The following is a 26727-nucleotide window of genomic DNA, read 5'->3' on the forward strand; positions in this document are numbered from 1 at the left end:
CGCTTAAATTTAGTTTTAAGCGCCTTTTTTTTATTTACTTTTCTAAGTGCTAATCCACGAATTAGCAGACTACCAAAGATTCTTTTTTATAAAACTGGCCTTGCCAAGTATTGCGTTCTGCCAGTTTACGATCTATTTTATCCACAATTTCAAAGTTCTTGAGGCCGTCCCATTTAGGAGCTATAAGTAATTCCTGAGGCGACTGACTAATAAAGCGTTCAATAATTAGATCTGGCCTAAGCACACTAATAAACTCGGCGATAAACTCAATATATCCATCTTGAGTGAACAAATCAAATCGTTCAGGATTGTGCTTATATTGGTGAGCCATAACTGTACCTTTTACTATTTGCAAATGATGTAGCTTTAAAGTATCAATAGGCAATTCTGAAATTATTTTGGCATGTTGTAATAAATCTACTCTAGACTCTCCTGGCAATCCCATAATAAGATGAGCACCTAAATGCAACCCCTTGTTTTTACATCTCTCGTAAACAGCAATAGTGTCTTCGAAAGTGTGGCAACGATTCACGCGTTTAAGAGTACTGTTTAAGGTGCTTTCAATTCCGAATTCTAAAGCAATATAATGTGTTTTAGCCAATTGAGACAAGTAATTTATTATCACATCAGAAATGCAATCTGGGCGTGTGCCTATTACTAAACCAATCACTCCAGGTACACGAAGCGCTTCATCGTACATGGCCTTTAAAGAATTAAAATCGGAATACGTATTGGTGTAAGCTTGAAAATAGGCTAAATATTTTTGCGTTTTATTCCGTTTAGAAAATCTAGAAATGCCTTCTTCTAACTGCGAAGTAATACTGCGATCGGGTTCGCAATAGTCTGGATTAAATGTGTTGTTGTTACAATAAGTACAACCACCATAGCCTTTAGATCCGTCTCTATTTGGACAAGAAAAACCAATATCTAATGCTATTTTTTGAACGCGTTCGCCAAAAGTTAATTTTATAAACGAGGAATAATCTAAATACCGTTTGCCTGTAATTTGCATAAAAATTAAAATAAAGGCAAAACTAGCAAGATTCTATAACGTAAAATATGACATAAGTCTTACTTCAAAAAGAATATAATCTCCAGCGTTCTATCTATCAAAAGCATACATGCTTTTCACTAATTTAAAATCAGTAGAACATTCTAAAGGTATAAAATAATCCAATTGCCAAGCTTGAGTCCGTTTAGCTTGAGCATTTGTTGCGGTATCCCAAGGCGGATACACACGAAACCCCCGTTTCCCTTCCTTGGCTTTAGACGACACCAAACCCTTAGCAATTCCAACAGTTTTAGGAATAACGAACTGTCCCGATTGCTCACCTTTAGACACGTTAATTACATAAAAATCGAAAGCATCATTTTCAGAAAAGGGTTGTGTAATACCTTCCGAATTTCTATTCCAAAACGTTACAAATTGCCCTACTTTTTTAGGTGTAATTTTTGCCGTTCTGCATAAAACACGGGCTCCATTTAAATTAAACCGACACGCTTCGTAGTGCAAGCCTTCTTTTTCTGTTTCAAAATGAGACAGCTCCAAATCTGCAGGAACATATAGTGATTTTTGTATGTGGTTTATAGTGGGAGTCATGTAGCAAATAGAATTAAAAGTAAGATAAATCCTTAAATTGCAGTATAAAAATGCTCTAACTGTATCTAAGCCTAATTAGTTATTTAAACTCCAGTTATAATCTTTATAAGTCACTTGGGCATTGTCATTAATTTTAACCGTACTGTAAGTATCTAAAAAATCGATGATGCCTTCCGCTTCAAAATCTTCTGCAAACCATTCAAAAATCTTAGAAATTTCGATAGCCTCCTTCGTTATTGTATTTTTCGTAGTATCATTAACAAAACGATAGGACGCTACTTCTAATTGGGCATCTAAACGATCTGCAGTATAGGCTTCATTTAATAAAATTGGGCAAGAATAAGACGCACAGTTTATAGCAAAATGAATGCGAGGTTCGTCTACCTTACGAAGTATATTATGTTCTATATAGCCTAAACTATACGTTTTATTATCAATAATTATAAATGTTTTATCCCAAGGATCTTGAATATCTGTTATACTTTTAACGCCAGGATTATCTAAAATTAGCTGAACAGTAAACGCATTATACGCGTTAATCCAATAGGCTAACGTTTCTTTTTCAGACCAAAATTCTGAAGGTGCATTAGATTTTAAAATATCAAGATAATCGTGCAGTGCTTTCTCATCGGTTTTAAACCCTTTATAATCAACCTTACCTTCTTTGGTAACATATTTAGAAAGTAACGCTGTCCACTGCGCATGATCTACTGCTATTACAGCTTCATAATCATTAACTACACAGCTTGTAAAAGCATTGCAACCTACATTTATCTCGTTGTTTCTAGAGAAGCCAATTACAGGTATAAAAAGTAAAAATATAAAGAAGTGTTTCATGAAAGTGCTTTATTAAAAAGACGAAAAACATAACCTTTACTAACAATTATGTGTTTTATATTACTAAAATAGTAATCCTAAAGCATATCCACATTATAAGATACATCAAATTATGAAAATAGATAAAAGACACTCAAGATTTTTATAATGTTAGGAACAAATAAATGTTACGTCTATCTTGTAGATAATAAATTCCTGAGCTAAAATTCCGCTTCTGTTAGGAATTGAATTTTAAATAATAACCGTTAACTATGTTTATATTACATGCTAGTGAGCCGGATAATTTGGCACATTACTTAAAAAAGAATGATTGGATCTCTAAGGATGCGACCTTATTATCTTTGACCAAAGCTGGCGAAGGAAATATGAATTGCGTGTTGCGAGTAACTACAAATACGGACTCTTTTATTATAAAACAGTCTCGTGGGTATGTCGAAAAATATCCTGAAATAAAAGCTCCAGAAAATCGTGTGCTTACCGAGGCAGAATTTTACACAAAAATAAGTACTGCTCCAAACCTTGGAGATCGGATGCCAAAGATATTAGGTTTAGACCCTACAAATAATATTATGATTTTAGAAGATTTAGGACATGCTAATGATTTTAATCTCATTTACAAATTAGACCAAAGTATATCTAATGACGACATCACCGTTCTAGTGCATTATTTAAATGAATTACACCAACGGTTTTCTAAATTAGAAGCTAATGATGAATTGGCGAATTTAGAAATGCGAAAATTAAATTACGAACATATTTTTCACTATCCGTTTTTAAAAGACAACGGATTCGATTTAGATACCATCCAGGAAGGTCTACAAGGGTTAGCTACACCTTATAAAAACGATGCTATCCTTAAGGAAAAAGTAGAATGGCTTGGAACACATTATATGGCAAACGGGCACTACCTCCTGCATGGCGATTATTATCCAGGAAGCTGGCTACAAACAGCAGATGGTATTAAAATTATCGATCCAGAATTTTGTTACTACGGTTTAAGAGAATTCGATTTAGGGGTGTTTATCGCACATTTACATTTATCAAATCAGAACCCAAGCATAATCGATAAAATTGCGACAGAATATAATAATTACCATGAGCTAAACCCGGCCATTCTAAATGGTTTTATTGGGGTAGAAATTATGCGTCGCCTTATCGGATTGGCACAATTACCATTGCAATCTGATTTAAAATACAAACAAAAACTATTAGCATTCGCTTATCAATTAATAACAAACTAAAGATGAAATTTTACGCAATTATATTTTTTTTACTAATCAGTAGCAGTATCAAGGCACAGACTAAGGTTTGGTTCGACACAGATATTATGATAGGCATGCCAGACAAACGCCCTCGTGAAGTAGACGATGGGATTACATTAATTATGGCCCTAAAACAACCACAAATCGAGATTGTAGGAATAAGTAATATTACCTATGTAGACTATGGTTATGATGTATTAAACAAAATTTTAAATTGGCATAATAAAGGCGAAGACATCCCAGTATATAAGGGTTCTAATTTGGCTAACGATTTAGGAACCGAAAACGATGCCACCAGAGCGCTATACCAAGCTTTAAAAAAGGAAAAACTGACCATATTAGCGCTCGGGCCAATGACTAATATTGCGACTTTAGTAAAAAATCATCCGGATATTATTCCGCAAATAGAGCGTGTTGTTATTTGTGCCGCACGAACTCCAGATTTACCATTTAATCCAGGACACGGAAAACTTAATCTTTTCGATTATAATTATGAGTTTGACACCGCATCTATGACCACGCTCCTAAACACCGATATTCCTTTAGAATTTGCAGGATACGAGCCAAGTTCTTATACCTTTATTGGTAACGTAGATTTAGCGAGTTTAGACTTAACAAACGAAGCCGATAAATGGTTATTTGATATCGTACAACCTTGGATGGAAGTAAATGAAGACCTTTTTGGTATTCGCGGTTTTATTCCTTTCGATTGCTCTACATTGGGTATAGTAACGCATCCAGAATATTTCACATATTATGAAGACATTCCAATACAAGAAACGTATAAAAAGAATGATGCTTTAGTAATCCAACCAGATACACCTTCTAAAAAATTCTTAGAAGTGTCTTACGATTTTAAATCTAAAAGGACAGTAAAATATGCTCGTCGTGCTTTATTAGGCTTTGAGGAAAAAATTCTAGAGACTTTGAGTGCTACAAAATAATTAGACCAGTCTAAACATAATTCTCTAGCTGAGGTTCCCAGCTATAACTGTTATATTTAAGAGCATAGGAATTATTTTCTATGCTCAATACAGTTTTTAACATATATCGTACACCTTTTAATCCGCCAAAGTCTCCTTGATACCAGAACAACAGCTTTGAGGTCTGTATGGTTTTTGTTTCACTGTTAACTGTAGTTTCCGAAGATAGAAAAGCATACATCGCATCGTCCAATTGCTGATCTAGTTTATCTAAGGTGTAGAAAGCGATAGGCGGACAACTTTTCGCGCCACAGTTTAATGCAAAATGAATACGATAATCGACAGCACGAACAGCTAATTTTTTAATTAAAGGCGCCACAAATAGATTTGGTAAATATCCTAAACTCTTTTTCCATCGGTATTTTCTTAAAATACCATGCTCAATATCGTCTAAACTAAAATGCGTTCGTGCAATTGTAATGGTTTTAACCTTAAAGATGTGCTTGCCTTGCGTATGATCGCGACCTGCTAAAATCTGAAAATAGGCATTGTAAATATTTATCCAAAACGTATTCTTTTCTTGATCTGTAGATAACTGAGAATACAATTCTGTTAAAGCCATACGACTTAATTCATGCTCGATATCACTGCTATCTTTTTTCGTTTTTACACATAGCAACAATGTTTCAGATAAGGTTAGCAAACTTTTAAAAGGCTTCATAGACTCCAATTCAACAAGGCATTTAAAATGTAAATATTGCACTTTAATAATCGAACGAACGCTGTCCTCACTAGCAAAACTTACAATTCCCAAATACCGATTTCCAGATTAGTCGGAAGAAAATTTAAACTTGACTCTTTTTATTCTATATAATCGAATTTTAAAATATTACCTCGATCTTTCTTGCCTTCATTAGAAATATACAAATCGCCATTCTCGGTAAAAAAGATGCCTTCTGGCTGTATAAAGTGAGGATAATCTAAAGTGTATTTATTTAAGATTTCGCCATCGGTATTCATTTCAACCATAAGTTTTCCAACCGACGAAATAACAAATAACGTATTGGTTTTAGGATGCATTGCTAAACCACTCGGAGCAAAATCGTGTTTCTTATTATCGAATTTAAAATCGTCCTTAGAAATAGTATATACCGGAGTTTTGTTTAAAGTATGCGTTTGTAAATCAAACTCGTATATTACATTTTTATCGTCGCCATCAATTTCTACTTCTTCTTTACAAGCGATTAATAACCTATTATTTTTTTCATCGAAATAGAGACCTTCGGTATCGTATTTTTCAGATAAAAACGTTTTATATTTTTCTACTTTAGGTTTCTTTTTAAAATCCTTAATCTGGTAAATCGTACCATTAGATTTAAGCACATAAACAATGTTTCCATGAATGGCTAAATCTTCATAATCCCCATCTTTTCCAAACTTATAGCTATCTTCTACTTCTTTTGTATTTAAATTATACGCATATAATTTACCCTCTTCATCGTTAACACTTAATATCTCGGGAAAATCTAAAATTGAAATCCCAGAAATCTCAACCAATTTCTTAGGCATCTCCCAAACATTCGATGGCTTATTTAAACGGTATTTTGTAAAGGTTTCTGGTTGAGATTTAGAATGATCGCAGGTTATAAAAAAGAAAAGAGAAATAATATATTTAAACATAGTAAGGAGTTTAAAATTAGGATTTGTAATGTAAATTTAGTGTTTACTTCTTGAAGAGAAAACTAAGCAATATAAAATTAAAAATATAGCTTTAAGTAAAAGTCGTATAGAACTGTTTACGCATTCCATCATAAGAGAGGCAAACGGATTCTGTATGGATTTTAGAAACTAAAAAAGCGAAGATAAATTTATATCTTCGCTTTTTTATATGTCGTAAGTACAGGATTATTTCTTGTTTATTTCCAATTTTTCGGCAAAATAATCGCAAAAATCTTTCATTGTTGCCGTCATTTTTTCATCTTGAGTTGCACGTTTAAAGGTATCGCTCATAGCCACTAAAGTTTGATGAAAAAACACCTTCATTTCGTCTACAGGCATATCTTTAGTCCATAAATCGATACGCAACGACTCTTGAGCTTTACTATCCCAAACCGAAAGCATCATCGCTTTAGCCTCTTCATTTTTAATACCACCATCCTCTGCTGTCCAATTTAATTTTTCTGGAACACGGTTGTCGTCTAATTCTACTGTTAATTCTATGGTTGATTTATTAACTGCCATTATTTTCTAGGTTTAAATTTTGAATGATTAAAAATATCTTCAGAACTCATATTTAGCATGTCCTTAAAAGATACTTCGCTATTGTTATTCATATACGCTTTTACAATTTGCCAGCCTAAATACACGCCTATTTTAGGTGGCGATTCGTTATCGATTTCGGCCAAATAAAACTTAGAGAATGGTGCTGGATTTATAAAACGTCCTGGTAATTTTGAATCTGTACTAAACAATAATTCGCGCTCTACAAAGTACTGCCAAATATAGGATTCGTTAGTTTCAGCCCATTTTAATTCCTCTGGTGTATATTCTATTTTTTCGGCATCGGTTTTAAACGGAATCATAAGATCTTTAAAATATAGACGTTTTCCTCCCGCAATCATTTCATCTAAAAGCGTCTTATTTTTAACGGGTAATAGATACCGATTTGCATACGCATCGGCTAAATCTACTACAATCTGCTCTTTGCGAAATCCTGCTCTAATATATTCTTGCACGCCTAAATAAAACTCATGTTCTGGTCCTAAATAGGTATCTAAAGCAATTAAATCTATAGAATCTGTAACGATCACTTTATTGCGATAATCTACATACGAGGTGGTACTAATAACACGTGGCGCTTTAAACGCTGGGTAGTAAAATTTTAAATGCTGAAATAATGAAGAAATTTCTGCTTCTACATCTTCTAAAGATGGATAGGCTTTAATTACAGCTTCAGATAATTCTTGCTGTAACGTATCCTGAATTTTATCCATCCAAAAGGCGTCAGGATACGATTTTGAAAACATAAAAGGATAATTCGTCTTTAAACCTTCTAAATCGTCGGGAGTTGCTTGAGAAAACTTGATGTCGAAACGCTCGATAGTTACCGGCATTTCAATATTTGAAATTTCATCGGTTACTTTACTATCATTTTTACAAGAAACTACAGTGATTATTACTAAAAGGAAAAAACTTAGATATTTCATATAAAACTAGATGCCGTTAATTTTTATAACTTAAACGTTTCGTTTATTTTTGTTAGGCAAAGGTAAGATTCTTTGTATTAAATCCTCGAAAAATGCAAACAGAAAAAATTGTAGATCACATCGTTAATTGGTTAAAAGAATATGCCGTAAATGCCAAAGTAAATGGTTTTGTAATCGGAATTTCCGGCGGGATTGATTCTGCCGTAGCCTCTACATTATGTGCCCTTACAGGTTTAGATGTTTTATGTATAGAAATGCCTATTCACCAAGCACCTAGCCATGTGTCTAGAGCTGTAGAACACATTAAACAACTTAGCGATAGGTTTGACAATGTTAGTGATACACGAGTAGATTTAACTCCTGTTTTTGAAAGTTTTAAAACCGAAGTCTCTCTAGAAGGTGAAGAAGCCACAGTAGCTATGGCACTAGCAAATACAAGAGCCCGTTTACGCATGTCTACCTTATACTACTACGCTGGATTACAAGGCTTATTAGTTGCAGGGACAGGAAATAAAGTAGAAGATTTTGGGGTAGGTTTTTACACAAAGTACGGAGATGGTGGTGTAGATTTAAGTCCGATAGCCGATTTAATGAAATCTGAAGTTTACGCCCTTGCAAAAGTTTTAAATGTACCAAATTCTATAATTGAAGCCGCGCCAAGCGATGGTTTATTTGGAGATGCAAGAAGTGACGAGGACCAAATTGGAGCATCTTATCCAGAATTAGAATGGGCTATGGATATGGCAGACAAAGGGAAAACTGCCAACGATTTTTCGGGACGAGAAAAAGAAGTTTTCACCATATATAAACGATATAATACCAGCAACAAACACAAAATGGATCCGATTCCAATATGCTCAATACCAAATAATTTGAGATAAAATACCGCTTTAAACAAATACTTTTTTTATATTTACAGTGACTGGGTTCAAAATCGAATCTGTTGCCCCAACAGTCTTATTTATATTTAAAACATCTAAATTATGATTAAACTGCTGGTAGCCGATCATCACCCTATTATTAGAAAAGGGTTAGAATTATTATTTTTAACATCGCCTGTAATCCAAGTTGAAGGCGGTGTAGACGATGGAGAATCCATTTTTAGTTTCCTAAAAAACAACAGCATAGACATTTTAGTCTCTGAAATTGACTTGCCTAAACTAAATGGAATTACTGCTTTAAGACGTTTAAAAAAGGAATATCCTAATGTAAAAGTCTTAATTTTTAGCACACATCCAGAAGACGTTTACGCCATGAGCGCTATTAAAGCTGGTGCTTCCGGATATATTTCTAAAACAGCCAACATCTTAACACTTCGCGAAGCCATCCTTAAAATTAATCAAGGTGGTATTTATTTAAGTAACGACCTCACCCACCGCTTAGCATTTGGAGAACGTGTAAACAGAACGGGATCTTTCTATAAAAAATTATCTACCCGCGAGGTTGAAGTTTTAAAACTGCTCTCTACAGGAAAGAAAAATAAAGAAATCGCAAAAGAATTAGACATTAACGAAAAAACAGTAAGCACCTATAAAGCGCGTTTAATGAAAAAGCTGAATGCCTCTAACTTAGTCGATTTGCTTAACCAAGCAAAGCTATTAGAATCATAACACACGGGTTAGCTTTCTAGACAACAACATTTTAAGTCCATAATAATCTTTAACTTCCTCAAGAATATTTCGATTAGTATCATGCTTGTTTTCTAAAGTTGATTGTTGAAATTCTAGTACTTTCTGATCAATTAAAAAACAACGTAAACTTAAAATAGTTTCGCTTACTAATTGCGCGACACTTTCTGTTTTCGATTTAGGAAAGATATTGTTACGTTCCCAATCGTGTAATGTATGTCTTTCGTCTTCCATTAGTATACTCGTGATTTCTTGAGACAAATGCTGGTCTACCGTATTCACAAATTGCTCTAAGACAAAATCTGGATTCAGATTTAATTTTTCAATAATAGCATAATAAAGCGTTTTAAACGTCTCGTTCCCAAATTGCATTTCATCTTCTTGAAGATCCAAGAAAATTTTCTCGAATACTTTAGCTTGTTGCACTACGGGCTCTAATTCTAAGTCGCCTTTTTCATTTTCTTTTAAAATTAAATCTTCGAAATCCTCTTCTCTATTTCCATAAAGCAATAGAATTTCAATAATTTTTCGTTCTAAGATATATTGTACATCAACCTTATTATTAGGTTGATCTTCATTTCTTATCACTTCAAAAAAATCTGGAGGTGGCTCTTGGCTACTACCATAGCCACCGCCTCCATAACTACCACCGTTGCTACTGTTACTGCTTCCACCAGATGATTTTTTAGAATCTTTACTTCCCATTTGGGCTAAAGAACTAAACAACACAGATTCGCTAATATCCATAATTCTAGCACATTCTTGCAGATACACTTCCTGCTTTATGCGGTCTGGAATTTTAGAAATACTCTGTATAATATCTCGAATGGTTTCTGCCTTTTTTATCGGATCGTTATTTGCTTCCTGAACCAATAAGCCTGCTTTAAACTGAATAAAATCTTTAGCATTTTCTTCTAGGTAAGCGCGCAGTTCTTCTTCGGTATTCTGTCTTGCAAAACTGTCAGGATCTTCCCCCTGCGGGAAGGTACACACACGTACATTCATCCCTTGTTCTAGAATTAAATCTATCCCACGAATGGAAGCACGCATTCCTGCAGCATCGCCATCGAACAATACCGTAATATTTTTTGTTAATCTATTTATTAATCGAATCTGTTCTGGAGTTAAAGCCGTTCCAGAAGAAGACACTACGTTAGTAATCCCCGTTTGATGAAACTGAATCACATCGGTATATCCTTCGACTAAAAAACAATTATCCTCTTTGGCAATACTTTGCTTGGCGTGATAAATTCCGTAAAGCACTTTACTTTTATAATAAATCTCACTTTCTGGTGAGTTCATGTACTTAGCAGCCTTCTTATCATTGGTTAAAATACGTCCACCAAATCCTAAAACGCGCCCACTCATACTCTGAATAGGGAACATAACACGACCTTTAAAGCGGTCGAAGTATTTCTCCCCTTTTACGATAGTTAGTCCTGTTTTTTCTAAAAATTCTAACTTATAACCTTTTTTTAAAGCCTCGTCCGAAAACCCCTGCCACTCGTCTAACGAATACCCTAAACCAAATGCCTTAATCGTTTCTGGAGTAAACCCACGTTCTTTAAAATAACTTAAACCAATAGCCTGACCAGCATCGGTTTTATGCATAACTTTCTGAAAATGGGTATTGGCAAACTCACTAACCAAATACAAACTTTCGCGTGTATCTTGTTTTTCTTTTTCTTCGTTAGTTTGCTCGGTTTCTTCAATTTCTATCCCGTATTTTTTAGCTAAATACTTAATAGCTTCAGGATAGGTAAAATGCTCGTGTTCCATTAAGAAAGCCACAACGTTCCCACCTTTGCCACTAGAAAAATCTTTCCAAATTTGCTTTACTGGAGAGACCACAAAACTTGGAGAACGCTCGTCACTAAACGGACTCAAACCTTTATAATTACTACCTGCCTTTTTTAGCTGCACAAAATCGCCAATAACTTCTTCTAGTCGGGAAGCTTCAAATACAGTGTCTATGGAAGATTTTGAAATCAATGCAATTGGGTTTTAAATGATGAAAATTATGATGCAAAGATATTTAAAAGTAATTAGGATACTCTGCTTAATCCTGTCATAAAAATTAAATTATTATTTCTTACTTAGAATGAGCTACTAAGCTCTTTTTCTAATAAAATCGTGCTCTAATTCTAACAGAAAAATACAAAATTTTAGAATTTAAACACTAAAATCGTAATGTGCAATATTATAATAGTATAGTATTTTGGTAAAAATTTCACATATTGGATTATATCAAATGATTAACTTAGTCGCTTAATTTTACTAATATCTAAGAATGAAAAATCGTTATCTTAATTTTCTTTTAGTTTCATTTATTTTAACAGCTGTGAGCTCGGTTTCTGCACAAGAAAAAGCAGGGCCAGTTTTTAAAGACGGTGAAGCTCAAATTGTAGACGCATTTAATAACCCAAAAGAATGGATTCGCCATGATCTTTGGGTAGAGACTGAATTCGACACCGATGGGGATGGTAAACCGGACCGTATGCATGTTGATGTTACACGTCCTAAACAAACAGAAACCGAAGGTTTAAAACTTCCTATAATTTACGAATCTAGTCCGTATTACGCAGGTGTCGCTACAGATGTCCCTGGTTTATTTTGGGATGTAAATCATGAAATTGGTGCCGAAGAAAAACCACGTGTACATTCAAACGTCATTCGTAAAGGAAAACGTCCTATAATTTCAAATTCTCAAGTAAAAACGTGGGTGCCACGTGGCTATATTGTAGTACACTCTTCGTCTCCTGGAACAGGATTATCTCAAGGTTCTCCAACAGTTGGTGGCGATAACGAATCTCTAGCTCCAAAAGCGGTTATCGATTGGTTAAACGGTCGTGCAAAAGGATATACCACTCCTGATGGTAACGAAACTGTTGAAGCATTTTGGTCTACAGGAAAAGTAGGTATGACAGGTACGTCTTACAACGGAACGATTCCTTTAGCAGCAGCAACAACTGGTGTAGACGGATTAAAAGCCATTATCCCGGTAGCACCAAACACATCGTATTACCACTACTATAGATCGAATGGTTTAGTGCGTTCTCCAGGTGGATATTTAGGAGAAGATATCGATGTATTATACGATTATATACATAGTGCTGGAGATGATGCTTCTAAAGCCTATGGAAACAGAATGATTCGTGATACCGAAATGAAAAATGGTATGGATAGAAAGACTGGAGATTATAATGATTTCTGGGCTGGTAGAGATTACATACACGATTTAGGACCGATGAAAGCGGCACTTTTAATGTCTCACGGTTTTAACGACTGGAATGTTATGCCAGAACACAGTAACCGTATCTACCAAGCAGTTAAAGCGAAAGGGCTTCCTGCACAACTATACTATCACCAAAACGGGCACGGTGGACCACCTCCTGTGTCTATGATGAACCGTTGGTTTACTCACTTTTTATACGATATTGATAATGGTGTAGAAAATGATCCTAAAGCATGGATTGTGAGAGAATATGATGATAAAAGTAATCCTACCGCTTATGCCGATTACCCAAACCCAGAAGCTAAAATGGTAACATTGCATTTACAAGCTGGAGGTAATAAAGCAGGAGCATTAAGTACAAAAAATCCAGGAAAAAATGCTCAAGAAATCTTAATTGACGATGCCAGTTTTTCTGGAGATTCTTTAGCTGCTTTACCAGCATCTGCACATAGATTATTATATGTAACACCAAAATTCAAGAAAGATGTCCACATCTCAGGATTAGCTGAAATGAGTATAAAATTAGCAAGTAGTAAACCTGCTGCAAATTTATCTGTTTGGTTGGTGTCTTTACCTTGGAATACAGATAAAAAAGCTCCTATTACAGATAACATAATTACTCGTGGTTGGGCAGATCCTCAAAATTCTAAATCTATTAGAACGAGTGAACCTTTAGTTCCTGGTGAATTTTACAACCTAACATTCGATCTTCAACCAGATGATCAAGTAATTAAAAAAGGACAACAAATTGGTCTTATGATTTTCTCTAGTGATAATCAGCATACAATTCTACCTAAAGCAGGAACAGAATTAACTATAGACTTAAACGAAACATCATTAAAATTACCAATAGTAGGTGGCGAAAATGCCTTTAAAAAAGCTACTCACTAATAGTGCTCCCTAATTGTATTAATAGCAAAAAAGGCTTCAATTAATTTTGAAGCCTTTTTAATTTTTGTTTAATCCATATCGAACCGTAAACCTACAGATATATTATTCTGGTCGAAGGCTTGATTTTTAAATATAGGAGACAAATCGTATTTAGCATATAACCCTACACTCCCTAAGGACACATAACTACTAATCCCGTACACAAAACTGTTTACTGCATCGTAATCTTTATATTTCTTTTTTTGATTATTTCCATCTTCCTTATATTTAACTTTTTGAAGTGATGAAATATTAAATCCTCCGTAGCCACCAATTCCGAATTTAAATTTTTTGTGGGTCGAATATCTAAAATAATCTTTCTTTTCAATTTTCTTAGATGGACCAAATTCAAAATGAACGGGAAATACTAAATTCGTTGTTCTAAATTTTGATTTTCTCACCTCAAAAGGAAATTCTTCAAAAACAACCTGATCGCCATCTTCTCTAAAATACATATTATCCTTAATATCTAGTTTATTCCATTGTAACGAGAATCCGTATTTTAATCGCATAGCATTAGAGTTTTCGAACACGCGTGTTTTCCAAGCCCAACCTAGCTCTACAAAGCCAGAACCACCAAGTTTATAGGGCGAATCGTTTAAACTTTCACCTTCAATTAGTGCATTATTAAACCCGATTGCAAAAACCAAATCGCTTGTGGTTCGCCTATCAAATACAGGAGTAGGTTTAACCTTTCTTTTACCTAAATAAATAGCGTTCTGATCTCCGGATAAATCACTTTTATAATTCTTACCAAGTATAAGTACATAACCGCCTTGAGCAGTATTACGCTCTAGCAAATCAATTTTATTATCGATTATAGCCACACGGCTCTCTATGTTCAAAGCACGTTTTTTAGCAACTTCTTTCTTTAAGATTTCGCCTTCCTCCATAGTAATATAAGCCGCATCAACTTTATTGTTAATAGCCTCAACTTCTTGCCTCAACAGCTCTTTTTCCTCGTTTCTAATCGCCTCTTTTTGAGTTTTCAAAACTTGAATACGCTCCGTATTCAAAGAATCTTTCACCTCTGTATCCTGAGCAACACTAAGTTGAGAGACTAAAATTAAAATGAGTGTAATTGTTAATTTGGTAATGGTGTTCATACTATTCGTTTTTTGATTAATGATGATTGATTTTGATGAAATTTGTTAATCGTTGCGTTCTACAACAGCGGTTTTAACCTTTACAAATCCTGATTTTACGGCCTCGAAAACTTTATCTCTAAAACTATGCTCGATATCGTTTTCTACATTTTCTAAAAGCGCTTTCGAATCGACTGTGCGCTGACTCTCTTTTAATGCGTTTTCAGAACTAATTTGCTGTTCCGCTTGTTGTAATAAGTCTTCGATATAATCGTTACTAACGGCTTGTTCTTCCAGCGCTAAAGCAGCGTTGGACAACGCTTTTCCTGGTGTAGAATTTAATATTTCTGATGTTTTCAATTCCTCCTTAGTATCTGAACTTTCTAGTACTACGGGAGTATGCTTTTTGCTTGTATTTGAAAAAACAGTTTTAGGAATACTAATTTGTTTTGAAGTTTTTAAAACTTCATCTTTTGGAATCGAAACAATAATGTTGTCTAAACTTGACGCAGAAGAATCTATGACCACTTTTATATTTTCAGTAGGAATTTCTACCTCTACGACTTGTAAATCTGGATCGGAATTAGACTTAAACATCCATGTACTAAGTAATAGCACACCTATAAAACTCGCTGCAATGGCCATAAACCAATACGATTTAAACACAGGTGTTTTTTGCTGAGTATCTAATTGAGATTGCAATTTGTCCCACGCATTAGAAGCGGGCTGTAAACGGCGTTCTTCTAGAGACGCTTTTATTTTATTTTCGAAATTATTTGATGCCATAACTATCGGAATTTAGTGCATTTACCTGCTGTTGAAGCAACTGCCTTGCTTTATACAATTGCGATTTAGAAGTCCCTTCTGAAATGTTTAGTAGTTCGGCAATTTCATGATGTTTATAACCTTCTATAGCGTACATAACAAACACCATTTTATAACCTTCGGGCAAGCTATCTATAAGCATCTGAATATCTTCAACTGCAAAATTATCGTCGCTAGATAACGGAGAAACATCTCCTGCTTCTTGTTCAACTTCGGCAAAAACGATTTGCTTTTTTTGTCTTAAAAATGAAATAGACTCCCGAACCATAATTCTTCGAATCCACCCCTCAAAAGATCCTTTGTCTTGAAACGTATGTAATTGTGTAAATACTTTATAGAAACCATTCAGCATCACTTCTTCGGCATAGTGTACATCTTTAATGTAATACCTGCAAACACTAAGCATTTTGGGCGCATGACTACTATACAACGTTTGCTGAGCTTCACGGTTGTTTTGACGCGCTTGTTTTATAAGCTGATTTTGGTTTTTATGCAACTGAATGACTTTCAAAAGCGGTTTCATTTGGTCTTCTATTTATAAAGACGCAAAAACAAAGTAAAAGGTTGCCTGAAGATTTTATTTTTTTCTTTCGATGACATAATTCACCATTAAAATCAATGATGATTTGTAAGCCGATTCCGGATAAGGTTCTAACATTTTTAAAGCTTCTTCCTGAAATGCTTTCATTTTGGTTACGGCATAATCCAGTCCGCCCTGCTCCTTTACAAAAGCAATCACTTCTTTTACGCGTTTAGCATCTTTGTTATGGTTTTTAATAGAATTAATTAACCATTTACTGTCTTTTTTAGAGACTTTATTGAGCACATGAATTAGGGGAAGTGTCATTTTTTGCTCTTTAATATCTATTCCTGTAGGCTTACCTATTTTTTCTTGACCGTAGTCGAATAAATCATCTTTAATTTGAAAAGCCATTCCAATAAGCTCTCCAAATTTGCGCATGGTTTCTACATGAGTAGATTCTGGTTTAACCGAAGCCGCACCTAAACTGCAACATGCAGCGATTAAAGTTGCCGTTTTCTGACGGATAATTTCGTAATAAATATCTTCTGTAATATCTAACCGTCGTGCTTTCTCTATTTGAAGTAATTCGCCTTCGCTCATTTCACGAACGGCAATAGAGATAATTTTAAGTAAATCGAAATCGTTATTATCTATAGACAATAATAATCCTTTAGATAGTAAATAATCGCCAACAAGAACGGCAATTTTATTTTTCCAAAGTGCATTTACAGAGAAGAAACCGCGACGCCTATTACTATCGTCCACCACATCGTCGTGTACTAAAGTGGCGGTATGTATAAGTTCGATAACCGAAGCACCTCTATAGGTACGCTCGCTAACCTCACCATTAGACACCATTTTAGAGACTAAAAACACGAACATAGGTCGCATTTGTTTCCCTTTTCTATTTACAATATAGTGGGTAATTCTATTTAGTAAAGCGACTTTCGAAGACATAGAAAGTAAGAACTTTTGTTCGAAAAGTTCCATTTCGTAAGCGATGGGTTGCTTTATTTGCTCTACTATTTTCAACTAGAAATCTTAGGGATTAGTAATCTATACAAACCTAATAAAAATGAATGTTATAAACTACATTTAAAATGTGCATTAACGTATTTAAATCTGGCGCTATAATTAGCTTTTATTCGCCAATTGCCCGCAAGCAGCATCGATATCTTTACCTCTAGAACGTCTAATGGTTACCGTAATGTTGTTTGCTTCGAGTACTTTTACGTACATATTTATAGCATCGTCTGGAGCTTGTTGAAATTGTCCGTCGTCAATAGGATTATATTCTATTAAATTGACTTTACTCGGAGCAAATTTACAAAACTGAACAAGCGCATCGACATCTTTTCTTTTGTCGTTAATTCCTTTCCAAATTACATATTCGTAAGTAATTCGACTTTTGGTTTTACTGTACCAATATTCTAAGGCTTCACGTAAATCGGCTAAAGGGAAGGTTGCGTTAAACGGCATAATTGAGGTTCTAACCTCATCGATTGCAGAATGCAGAGACACCGCAAGTTTAAACTTAACCTCGTCGTCTGCCATTTTTTTAATCATTTTTGGCACACCAGAAGTAGACACCGTAATACGTCTTGGAGACATCCCCAAACCTTCTACATCTGTAATCTTATCAATAGCCTTAATTACGTTATTATAGTTCATAAGTGGTTCTCCCATCCCCATAAACACAATATTACTTAGTGGTCGGTCTTGATACAATCTACTCTGATTATCTATAGCAACTACTTGGTCGTAAATTTCGTCTGGATTTAAATTACGCATACGTTTTAAACGCGAAGTAGCGCAAAACAGACAATCTAAACTACATCCCACCTGACTAGAGACACAAGCGGTAGTTCTGGTTTTAGCAGGAATTAAAACAGACTCGACAACTAACCCATCGTGCAACTGAACCGCATTTTTAACTGTACCATCGCTACTACGTTGCATGGTATCTACCTTTATGTGGTTAATTACAAAATTATCCTCTAACATTTGTCGGGTCTCTTTCGAGATGTTAGTCATATCGTCGAAACTATGAGCGCCTTTACTCCATAACCATTCATACACTTGGTTTCCACGAAATGCTTTATCGCCTTGAGATTCGAAAAAATCTCGAAGTTGATCTTTAGTTAATGCCCGAACGTCCTTTTTCTTGTTTGCCATAATACTGCAAAAGTAATTAAATTGAAATTAGCATATTTAGTCTATTTAGACTTTTAATGCTATAAAAAAAGCCTTGATGAACAAGGCTTTTAAATATTTTGATTTGCTATAAGTTAGATAATTAACATCGCATCACCATAGCTATAAAATTTATAACCTTCTTTTATCGCTTCTTCGTAAGCACGTTTAATAAAATCGTGACCTGCAAAGGCAGACACCATCATTAAAAGTGTAGATTTTGGCGTATGGAAGTTTGTGATCATACAATTCGCGATACTAAATTCGTAAGGGGGGAAAATAAATTTATTTGTCCAACCATCAAATTCATTTAACGTACCGTGAGACGATACAGAACTTTCGATAGCGCGCATAGACGTTGTACCTACGGCACATACACGACGCTTATCTTTAATTGCTGTATTGATAATGTTTACCGCTTTTTCTTCGATAATAGCTTCTTCGCTATCCATTTTATGTTTCGATAAATCTTCTACTTCTACCGGATTAAATGTTCCTAAACCAACGTGTAGTGTTACATCTGCAAATTTAACACCCTTAATTTCTAAACGTTTAAGTAAGTGCTTAGAGAAGTGTAAACCTGCTGTTGGAGCTGCAACTGCACCTTCATTTTTAGCATAAATGGTTTGGTAACGCTCTTCATCTTCTGGCTTTACCTCGCGCTGAATATATTTAGGAAGTGGTGTTTCTCCTAATACTTTAAGTTTGTTTCTAAACTCGGTGTAAGAGCCATCGTATAAGAAACGTAATGTACGTCCTCTAGATGTTGTATTATCGATAACTTCTGCAACTAAAGTATCATCGTCTCCAAAATATAATTTGTTTCCGATTCTTATTTTACGTGCTGGATCTACTAAAACATCCCAAAGACGTTGTTCTTCGTTTAATTCTCTTAATAAAAACACCTCGATACGCGCTCCAGTTTTTTCTTTGTTTCCAAATAAACGAGCTGGAAATACTTTCGTATCGTTAAGAATCATCACATCATCCTCATCAAAATAATTAATAATGTCTTTAAACTGTTTGTGTTCAATAGTTTGATTTTTTCTATCCAAAACCATTAGACGTGACTCATCTCTATTTTCGCTAGGGTCTTCTGCTAATAATTCGTCTGGTAGAGTAAAATTAAAATGTGATAATTTCATGTTCTGATATTTTATTTTTAAATATTATGGCTGTTAGAATACTTCTAATTTCATAATATCGTTATAAGGAACGGCAAATATACAATCTGAAGATAGGCCTTGTCAAGTAAATCGCTATTTATTATTGATTTAATCGCAAAATACTTCTCAAAACAGACTTTATTTTTGAATAATTTTAGTTATTGATAATTTTGAAGCCTATTTTTTCTAAATCACTCCAAAATTCTGGAAAAGATTTTGAAACCACTTCGGCATCATTTACGCGTAATTTCGTACAAAGTGCTAAAGGAGCAAATGCCATAGCCATTCTATGATCGTTATAGGTATCGATCGCTACATTTTCATTTATGGTCCCCGAAGGTTCTAACACAAGTGTTTTATCGGTAACATATACTTGTCCGCCTAGTTTTTCAATCTCTGTTTTTAAAGCTTCTAAACGATCGGTTTCTTTAATTTTAAGCGTATGCAATCCTGATAAATCGCACGCTATTCCCAATCCGAAACAAGTGACTGCAATAGTTTGAGCAATATCTGGAGCATTCACTAAATCGAGTGTAATCAGAGTGTCTTTAGATACTTCTTCCACTTTATGAATTGAAATCGCATTGTCCTTAAACGTCGTTTCTACACCAAATTGATTGTAAATAGATGCTAAAACAGAATCGCCTTGTAACGACGTTTCTTTATACGACGACAAGGTAATTAAAGTTCCCACAGGACTTAAAGCTACAATACTATAGAAATATGATGCCGAAGACCAATCACTTTCTACGATTAGAGTTTGTTTGTCTACCGCATCTGTTTTGGGTTTCACCGTAATAATCTGACCTTCAAATGCTGCATCAATACCTAATTGATGTAATAAATTCAATGTCATTTTTATATAAGGTACAGAAGTAATTTCACCATCTAAAGTTAATTTTAAACCATTTTCTAAAGAGGATCCAATTAACATTAATGCAGAAATATACTGGCTACTCACATTCGCTTTAAGCGTTACTTGATTTTGAGTAATTTTTTTACCTGAAATTTTTATAGGAGGAAACCCCTCGTTTTCAACATAAGTAATATCTGCTCCAAGATCACGTAAGGCATCAACTAAAATTTTAATCGGACGCTCTTTCATACGTTTCGATCCTGTTAGCGTTACCGATTTCCCTGCTTGACTAGAAAAGTAAGCCGTAAGAAAACGCATGGTTGTACCTGCATGATGAATATCGATAACATTGTCTGTAGACTTTAACGCCATTTGCATGACATCTGAGTCGTCTGAATTTGAAATGTTCTCTAAAGAAATATTTGGAAATAAAGCCTGTAAAACGAGTAAGCGATTCGATTCACTTTTAGAACCTGTAATGGTAACTTGTAATGGTTCTTGTATAATTTCAGACTGCTCTAAACTAATATTCATTATATACTATTTTAATTTTTTATTATTGTGATGCCTGTCGTGATCGCGCTTGGTTTTTAAGTCTAATTTCTTATCGAACGCCTCTTGCAGGTTAACTCCTGTTTGATTTGCTAAACAAAGCACTACAAAAACAACATCGGCTAACTCCTCGCCAAGATCTTTATTTTTATCGCTTTCTTTTTCACTTTGTTCGCCATAACGTCTAGCAATAATTCTTGCCACTTCTCCTACCTCTTCGGTAAGTTGTGCCATATTAGTAAGCTCGTTAAAATAGCGAACACCATGTTCTTTAATCCAAGAATCTACGGCTAATTGTGCATCTTCAATATTCATTTGTAAGAGTTTATGTAAAGTTGTCAAATATGTAACTTAAAAAACAGATAAAGACTTGACAACTTGTTTACTTTCCTGCGTAAAACTACTATTTTATTTATTTTATTCTTAAAAAAGCAGGACTTATTCTATTCTTTTAGGACTATATTTTGGTTAACACCATTTTTTCAGATTCCTTATTAATCATCATCCCAAAAAAAGATTTAAACTGTTCGTAATCGTTAGTAAGAACAAAGGTATTGTTAAAACTATAATTTACTTTAAACACAACCATATTTTCATTATTGGTAGATAAATAACTAAAATCGCCTTGCCCTCCATTAAATTGTACTTTAACACTTTCTGGAACAGTTTCTAGTTTGTAGCCTTCAGGAATCATAAACGCAATATTATAACTGTATTTTTTGGGATGCTTAAATTCGATAGGAAATAAACGTTCTTCTTGTTTAAATACATTTTCTGTTTCTGTAAAAAACAACATAGGTGATACATAAATCTGATCGCCAATTTGTTCTGCTGCACTTTCTAAATTATACTCATAAGAATACTGAATAATAGATTTATTAAGATCGTCTTCATCTTTTATTATATAATTTGAAATCTCTATTTCACCTTTATTCAATTCCAAATCTCTAAGGCGTTCATCGTCTCCCATACTTTCATACATACTTCTAAAGTTCATAACATTTGCATTGGTTAATCTTACCATAACACGCCCTTCTGCGCTTAAATCTGTTTTAAGCTTAACTTGTAAAGTACAAAGTTCTTCGGCCTTTAATTGATTCATTAAATTAACCCAAGCCGAACTTCCGTGTTCTCTTACAATACGTCCTTGCCAGTTTAGTGCGCGTGACGGCAATACATTGGGCATTGCGTATTTGTAGGTCGCATCTAGTAATATTAATTTATCTTGTAGTTCTACAGCTGTAATTACATAATTAAAACCATTACGTGTAGGGAACAATGGGATTCCATGACTTTTAGTACTCACTAACACCGGATTTGCAGATATTCCAGCATAACGTAACATGGCGGTAAGCATTAAATTTATATCGGCAACATTTCCCATACCGTCTTTATACGCTTTTCTAACACCCTTTTCTGCATAATCGCCATAGTACTCGTTCCAAGCAACTTTAGATTTTACAAAATTATAAATGAGATTAATACGATCGGTCTGATTTTTAACATCAGCCAAAAGCGCATCGATATCGTCTTCAAAGTATCCCGATTTAGATAATTGTCCGCCAAAATCTTCGTGATCGTAAATGGTTTTGGTTACACTTTCCCAATCTGTTGAATATTTTTTAATATCGCCATTCGGACCTTTATACATGGCATACTCCCAGTCTACTTTAGAACGGTACACATCTATATTGTCTACAAAAACTTCCGTTTTTAAGGCAGGAATATCTACTAAACTAGCCTGATAAACGGTTTCGTTAAATTCCCATTGAGAGGTATCGAAAGATGATTTTGTAACTTGGGTAAAACCAGCGCCTTCTGTAACTCTGCTCTTACTGGTTACGTTTTCTATTCTATTAACTTTATTTTGCTTAACAATAGGCACATATGTAGCCTTTGGATTTAGGTGCTGATTAAAGTAAAAATATTCTGGAATACTAACTTTGGTTTCTAATTTTTTAACAGGAATATCGTATTGATATACTTGATCGTCTATACTTAAATACGGCGATTCCTTTCGGTACTGAAACTCTACAATACACCCATCTGAAATGTTAGGCATTGTAAACTTAATTTGTTTCCAATACTTATTGGTTGCTTCTTCGAATATATTATCCCTATCTAATTTCTCATCTTTAATTTTACCATTAACTAAGGTGTAGGTGTATCCTTTTAATCCGTTTACTTGCTCTCCTTTAGAATTATTATCGGGATCGTAAAACGGTATACTTTGTGTGGCCCAATCTACACCCTCTTTATCGTAAATTTTTATACGCTTCTGAACTTCGGTAACGACTACAAATCCTATTTCTTTGTCGTAATTAAACTTAACTTCTTCGTTTAAATACAAAATCGTGGCATGTGCATCTGGATCTTTAGCATTGTTAGTTTCTTTTAGTTCTTCTTCCGAGACTTTTCCAAATCTGTAATCTTGGGCAAAACAGACTTGGAGGCTTAAAATAAATAGTAGGTTAAATAGTAATTTCATTGGGTTTAAATATTAATTAATAGAACAATTTTAGCATTATCGAGTTTGGAAACCGTGATCCAAAAATCTCTATACGCCTGGTAATCCTCTTTAGGATATAAGCCTTTGTTATAGGTTAATTTTCGGGTATATGTTAGAGAACCGTTTTCCTCTTCTTTTATGGATGAATAATACGAGCCAAATTTTGTTTCTAGAGCCACATCTTTCTGTAGCGCTTCAACGGCCAATCCGTCTTCTAGATGAATTTGATAGGAATCTGTGTCTATAAAACCACGCTCTATTTGAATAGGCATGGTGCGGTTAGTGTATCTTGGCGGAACATGAACCAATTTATTAAACACATTAGGTGCTAACAACAATCTTTTACCCGATTTGGACCCATAATTTCGCGCCGAAACCGATACGTTCTCTGTAAACTCAATATCTCGCTTATTGTTAGAGTAAGCGACATCCTTAATCTCTAAATCATTAATATGATCCCAATTATCTTTAAATCTTAATTTCTGATTTTTCTCTGTATCCTCTTCCAAACCGCGAGCTCCACGATATTGGGTTCCGTAGGATTTGACCTCAACATCAGCGTCAAAACTTCCATCATTATGTAATTGAATGTTAGCTGAAGTGTGTAATAGATTTTCTTCGGTTTTATAAATCTTAGTATGCACAATTTTACCACCCTCTGGAGTTATAATTAACGCATCTCTATCGTCTGTAAAATTAGCAATATATCCAAACGGTGTTTTCTGACTCGTACATTCTAACCAAACATATCCATCTTCTGAAGGAATGGTTAATACCGCATGATTACCTTGCGTGCTTGAAAAATCCTTATCTATATTTTTAATCTCTTCACCTCCATAAATTAAAGCATAATAAGACGGCACTCCCACTACATTTAACAACGCATGTGTATAATTTGAAAGCGCTTTACAATCGCCATAACTCAATCGATCTACATCTTTAGCCAACATAGGTTTCCAACCACCAATTCCTACTTGCACACTAATGTATCTGGCTTTCTTTTGAAGATAATCATACACAATTCTAGCTTTTTCTTCGTTGGTAGATGCTTCTGCTGTTAATGCTTTTATGGTGGTAATTACACCTTCCGGAAGTTCTTGTGTATCGGCAAGCAAGCTTTCGTAAACCCAGGCACCAAAATCTTGCCAATTGGTATTTATGCCCTGAACACCTTTCATATCGAAGGTTTGCATAGCAACTTTTAAGCGCGGGGCGAACGTATAAAAATCTGGGCTATACGCTTCTGGTTTAATTGCCTTTAAATGTTCTGCTACAAAATGATAGTCCCCTTTTTTAGTAATATTATACCCATTAAAATGTTCTTCTTTTAAAGCTAAAGGCACATCGGTATCGTTTATAATTTGATAAGATGTATGTAAAACACTAGTATAATAGGCTTCTAAAGGCGACCACGAAGGAAGAAATGCAGTCATGGAATGTTCTACTTCCGAAATATAATCTATGGTATATGGATAAGAAACCGATTGGTGTTCTAAATACTTTATGCGATCGTCGTTATAAATAGAAATGCCATCGGCACGCGCAGCATCGTTAAAATCTTTTTCCTTATAACGTTTCACTTTATTGCCAGAAGCGTCATAAACTGTCGCTTCTAATGTTTTTATTTTTGTAGAGCTATCGTAAGGTTCGTAGGCATAAGCTTTGCTATCTCCAGACGCGTTATAGATCGTGACTGTGCGATGGGTTTTAATCACCATCTTGTTATAGTTAAGTATATGTATTTCTACAGCGTTTGTTTTAACTAATACATTTGCATTTTTTGCTAAGGTTGCTTTTAATATAGGATTAGCGCTAAAACTAGATTGTGCAGGTAGTGATGCTGTTAGACCTATAAAAAAAAGGCTTAACATGTATTTAATTAACATAATTTGGCAAATTTGGGCTTAATAAATTTAACATTATTTATTAATAAAATCTACCTAAATCCTATTTATTCCTTGTTTTTAGAATCAATAATAATAGTAACTGGACCGTCGTTAATTAATTCTACTTTCATATCTGCACCAAACTCACCAGTTTGCACGGATTTCCCGAGGTCGGTTTCTAATTGTACCACAAAAGCTTCGTATAATGGAATAGCGATATCTGGTTTTGCGGCTTTAATATAACTTGGTCTGTTACCTTTTTTTGTAGACGCATACAGTGTAAACTGACTCACCACAATAGCGTCTCCTTCACTGGTGATTAAAGATGTATTCATCACACCAGCTTCATCTTCAAAAATGCGCAGATTCGCTATTTTTTTAGACAACCATGCAATGTCTTCTTGAGTATCTTCGGCTACAATTCCTAATAAAACTAAAAGTCCGTTAGATATATTCGCGACTTTATCGCCCGCAATTGTGACGCTAGCTTGTGATACACGTTGAATTACTGCTTTCATTAAAATCCTTCTTGATCTTTATCCCAAATATCGGTTCGATAATGTTCTTCTTCGCCTTCTACAATTTGCACATAACTTCTGTAGCGAGAAAAAGAAATCTCGTCACGATCTAAGGCATCCTTTACAGCACATTTTGGCTCTTCTATATGCAGGCAGTTATTAAATTTACAATCTTGTTTTAAGGCAAAAAATTCAGGAAAATAATCTCCTATTTCTACCTTTTCCATATCTACAACACCAAAACCTTTAATTCCTGGCGTGTCTATAATTCTAGCATCGAAACTTAAGTCGAACATCTCTGCAAATGTCGTAGTATGTTGCCCTTGCATATGTTGCGAAGAAATCGCTTTTGTCTTTAAATCTAAAGTAGGTTCTAAAGCGTTTACCAGTGTAGATTTCCCTACTCCAGAGTGCCCAGCAAACATGCTAACTTTACCTAGCATTAATGCTTTTACTTTGTCTAAATTCTTACCTGTTTCGGCAGAAATCCCAATACATTCATAACCTATTGCCCGATACACAGATGCTAAATAACGTACTTCTAGAATAGTTTTCTCGTCGTAAACATCTATTTTGTTAAAAAGCAAAACAGTTTTAATAGCATAAGCTTCGGCAGTGACTAGAAAACGATCTATAAAACTGGTAAGCGTAGGCGGATTATTAATAGTTATTAATAAAAACACCTGATCGATATTAGATGCTATAATATGTGTTTGCTTAGAAAGATTTACAGATTTACGAACAATATAGTTCTTACGATCGTGAATGTGATGAATCACTCCTGTAGTAACATTATCCAGAGTTTCTATCTCAAAATCGACCAAATCTCCAACAGATATTGGATTGGTACTCTTAATACCTTTAAGTCTAAATTTCCCTTTTATACGGCAGTCGTAAGTCTCACCGTTTGGTGTTTTTACGGTGTACCAGCTCCCTGTTGATTTATATACTGTTCCTGTCATGAACTACAAAGATGCCACAAAAATTGAAGAC

At 34.6% G+C, this 26727-nt stretch carries 25 protein-coding genes; 5 read left to right on the plus strand and 20 right to left on the minus strand.

The window, feature by feature from the left end; translation table 11 throughout:
• Nucleotides 1-61 precede the first annotated feature (61 nt).
• The 3 genes from ACKC83_RS02605 to ACKC83_RS02615 all read right to left on the minus strand — a co-directional run bounded on the left by ACKC83_RS02605 (nt 62) and on the right by ACKC83_RS02615 (nt 2437).
• Complete coding sequence (locus ACKC83_RS02605; RefSeq protein ID WP_434036932.1) at nt 62-1012, minus strand: TIGR01212 family radical SAM protein; 951 nt, start codon at nt 1010-1012, stop codon at nt 62-64.
• A gap of 90 nt (nt 1013-1102) precedes the next feature.
• The gene (locus ACKC83_RS02610) at nt 1103-1600 is read right to left on the minus strand and encodes a MepB family protein (protein WP_434036933.1); all 498 of its coding nucleotides are present in this window, start codon (nt 1598-1600) and stop codon (nt 1103-1105) included.
• A 75-nt stretch (nt 1601-1675) separates the two neighbouring features.
• A complete protein-coding gene (locus ACKC83_RS02615; protein WP_434036934.1) occupies nt 1676-2437 on the minus strand; it encodes a DUF547 domain-containing protein in 762 nt (253 codons plus the stop codon).
• Between the two features lie 251 nt (nt 2438-2688).
• On the opposite strand from ACKC83_RS02615, the gene ACKC83_RS02620 reads away from it, so the two are divergent.
• Nucleotides 2689-3678, plus strand: coding sequence for a phosphotransferase (locus tag ACKC83_RS02620; protein ID WP_434036935.1), 990 nt, complete (start codon nt 2689-2691; stop codon nt 3676-3678).
• Nucleotides 3679-3680: 2 nt separating this feature from the next.
• Nucleotides 3681-4643, plus strand: a complete 963-nt coding sequence (locus ACKC83_RS02625) for a nucleoside hydrolase (RefSeq protein WP_434036936.1) — start codon at nt 3681-3683, stop codon at nt 4641-4643.
• A 10-nt stretch (nt 4644-4653) separates the two neighbouring features.
• On the opposite strand, the gene ACKC83_RS02630 is transcribed toward ACKC83_RS02625, so the two are convergent.
• From ACKC83_RS02630 to gldB, 4 genes are all read right to left on the minus strand, one after another.
• Complete coding sequence (locus ACKC83_RS02630) at nt 4654-5343, minus strand: DUF547 domain-containing protein (RefSeq protein ID WP_434036937.1); 690 nt, start codon at nt 5341-5343, stop codon at nt 4654-4656.
• A gap of 140 nt (nt 5344-5483) precedes the next feature.
• Nucleotides 5484-6302, minus strand: coding sequence for an SdiA-regulated domain-containing protein (locus tag ACKC83_RS02635; RefSeq protein WP_434036938.1), 819 nt, complete (start codon nt 6300-6302; stop codon nt 5484-5486).
• Between the two features lie 225 nt (nt 6303-6527).
• Nucleotides 6528-6863 (minus strand): gliding motility protein GldC, encoded by a 336-nt coding sequence (gene gldC / locus ACKC83_RS02640; RefSeq protein WP_414036746.1) that lies wholly within the window; start codon nt 6861-6863, stop codon nt 6528-6530.
• On the minus strand, nt 6863-7828 hold the full coding sequence (gene gldB / locus ACKC83_RS02645) for a gliding motility lipoprotein GldB (protein WP_434036939.1): 966 nt from the start codon (nt 7826-7828) through the stop codon (nt 6863-6865). The genes gldC and gldB overlap by 1 nt, the downstream gene beginning before the upstream one ends.
• Nucleotides 7829-7920: 92 nt before the next feature.
• Between gldB and nadE the strand changes: the two genes are divergently transcribed.
• Both nadE and ACKC83_RS02655 read left to right on the plus strand, forming a co-directional pair.
• Nucleotides 7921-8709, plus strand: a complete 789-nt coding sequence (gene nadE, locus ACKC83_RS02650; protein ID WP_434036940.1) for an NAD(+) synthase — start codon at nt 7921-7923, stop codon at nt 8707-8709.
• Nucleotides 8710-8811: 102 nt separating this feature from the next.
• Entirely contained in the window at nt 8812-9438 is a 627-nt protein-coding gene (locus ACKC83_RS02655) for a response regulator (RefSeq protein ID WP_414036743.1), read from the plus strand.
• Here ACKC83_RS02655 and dnaG read toward each other — a convergent pair.
• Entirely contained in the window at nt 9433-11448 is a 2016-nt protein-coding gene (dnaG, locus tag ACKC83_RS02660; RefSeq protein WP_434036941.1) for a DNA primase, read from the minus strand. The genes ACKC83_RS02655 and dnaG overlap by 6 nt on opposite strands.
• A gap of 298 nt (nt 11449-11746) precedes the next feature.
• Here dnaG and ACKC83_RS02665 point away from each other — a divergent pair, with 298 nt between their 5' ends.
• Complete coding sequence (locus ACKC83_RS02665; protein WP_434036942.1) at nt 11747-13582, plus strand: Xaa-Pro dipeptidyl-peptidase; 1836 nt, start codon at nt 11747-11749, stop codon at nt 13580-13582.
• A 68-nt stretch (nt 13583-13650) separates the two neighbouring features.
• Here the strand turns inward: ACKC83_RS02665 and ACKC83_RS02670 are convergent, their stop codons facing one another.
• From ACKC83_RS02670 to rsgA, 12 genes are all read right to left on the minus strand, one after another.
• On the minus strand, nt 13651-14727 hold the full coding sequence (locus ACKC83_RS02670) for a hypothetical protein (protein WP_434036943.1): 1077 nt from the start codon (nt 14725-14727) through the stop codon (nt 13651-13653).
• A 45-nt stretch (nt 14728-14772) separates the two neighbouring features.
• Entirely contained in the window at nt 14773-15492 is a 720-nt protein-coding gene (locus ACKC83_RS02675) for a hypothetical protein (protein ID WP_434036944.1), read from the minus strand.
• Nucleotides 15479-16054, minus strand: a complete 576-nt coding sequence (locus ACKC83_RS02680; protein ID WP_434036945.1) for an RNA polymerase sigma factor — start codon at nt 16052-16054, stop codon at nt 15479-15481. Before ACKC83_RS02680 ends, ACKC83_RS02675 begins: the two co-directional genes overlap by 14 nt.
• 54 nt (nt 16055-16108) lie before the next feature.
• On the minus strand, nt 16109-17086 hold the full coding sequence (locus tag ACKC83_RS02685; RefSeq protein WP_414036737.1) for a polyprenyl synthetase family protein: 978 nt from the start codon (nt 17084-17086) through the stop codon (nt 16109-16111).
• A gap of 102 nt (nt 17087-17188) precedes the next feature.
• Nucleotides 17189-18229, minus strand: a complete 1041-nt coding sequence (rlmN, locus tag ACKC83_RS02690) for a 23S rRNA (adenine(2503)-C(2))-methyltransferase RlmN (protein WP_038526829.1) — start codon at nt 18227-18229, stop codon at nt 17189-17191.
• Nucleotides 18230-18342: 113 nt separating this feature from the next.
• Complete coding sequence (gene queA / locus ACKC83_RS02695; RefSeq protein WP_414036736.1) at nt 18343-19392, minus strand: tRNA preQ1(34) S-adenosylmethionine ribosyltransferase-isomerase QueA; 1050 nt, start codon at nt 19390-19392, stop codon at nt 18343-18345.
• A gap of 175 nt (nt 19393-19567) precedes the next feature.
• Nucleotides 19568-20803, minus strand: a complete 1236-nt coding sequence (locus ACKC83_RS02700; protein WP_434036946.1) for a 3-phosphoshikimate 1-carboxyvinyltransferase — start codon at nt 20801-20803, stop codon at nt 19568-19570.
• A gap of 6 nt (nt 20804-20809) precedes the next feature.
• On the minus strand, nt 20810-21136 hold the full coding sequence (locus ACKC83_RS02705; protein WP_414036734.1) for a nucleotide pyrophosphohydrolase: 327 nt from the start codon (nt 21134-21136) through the stop codon (nt 20810-20812).
• A gap of 142 nt (nt 21137-21278) precedes the next feature.
• Nucleotides 21279-23309 (minus strand): DUF3857 domain-containing protein, encoded by a 2031-nt coding sequence (locus ACKC83_RS02710; RefSeq protein WP_414036733.1) that lies wholly within the window; start codon nt 23307-23309, stop codon nt 21279-21281.
• 5 nt (nt 23310-23314) lie between these two features.
• Complete coding sequence (locus ACKC83_RS02715) at nt 23315-25201, minus strand: DUF3857 domain-containing protein (RefSeq protein WP_434036947.1); 1887 nt, start codon at nt 25199-25201, stop codon at nt 23315-23317.
• Nucleotides 25202-25281: 80 nt separating this feature from the next.
• Entirely contained in the window at nt 25282-25734 is a 453-nt protein-coding gene (dtd, locus tag ACKC83_RS02720; protein WP_434036948.1) for a D-aminoacyl-tRNA deacylase, read from the minus strand.
• The gene (gene rsgA, locus ACKC83_RS02725; RefSeq protein WP_414036730.1) at nt 25734-26696 is read right to left on the minus strand and encodes a ribosome small subunit-dependent GTPase A; all 963 of its coding nucleotides are present in this window, start codon (nt 26694-26696) and stop codon (nt 25734-25736) included. The genes dtd and rsgA overlap by 1 nt, the downstream gene beginning before the upstream one ends.
• Nucleotides 26697-26727: the final 31 nt, after the last annotated feature.

This window comes from Formosa bonchosmolovskayae (assembly GCF_051016085.1).
In the GTDB taxonomy this organism is placed as follows: Bacteria; Bacteroidota; Bacteroidia; order Flavobacteriales; family Flavobacteriaceae; genus Formosa.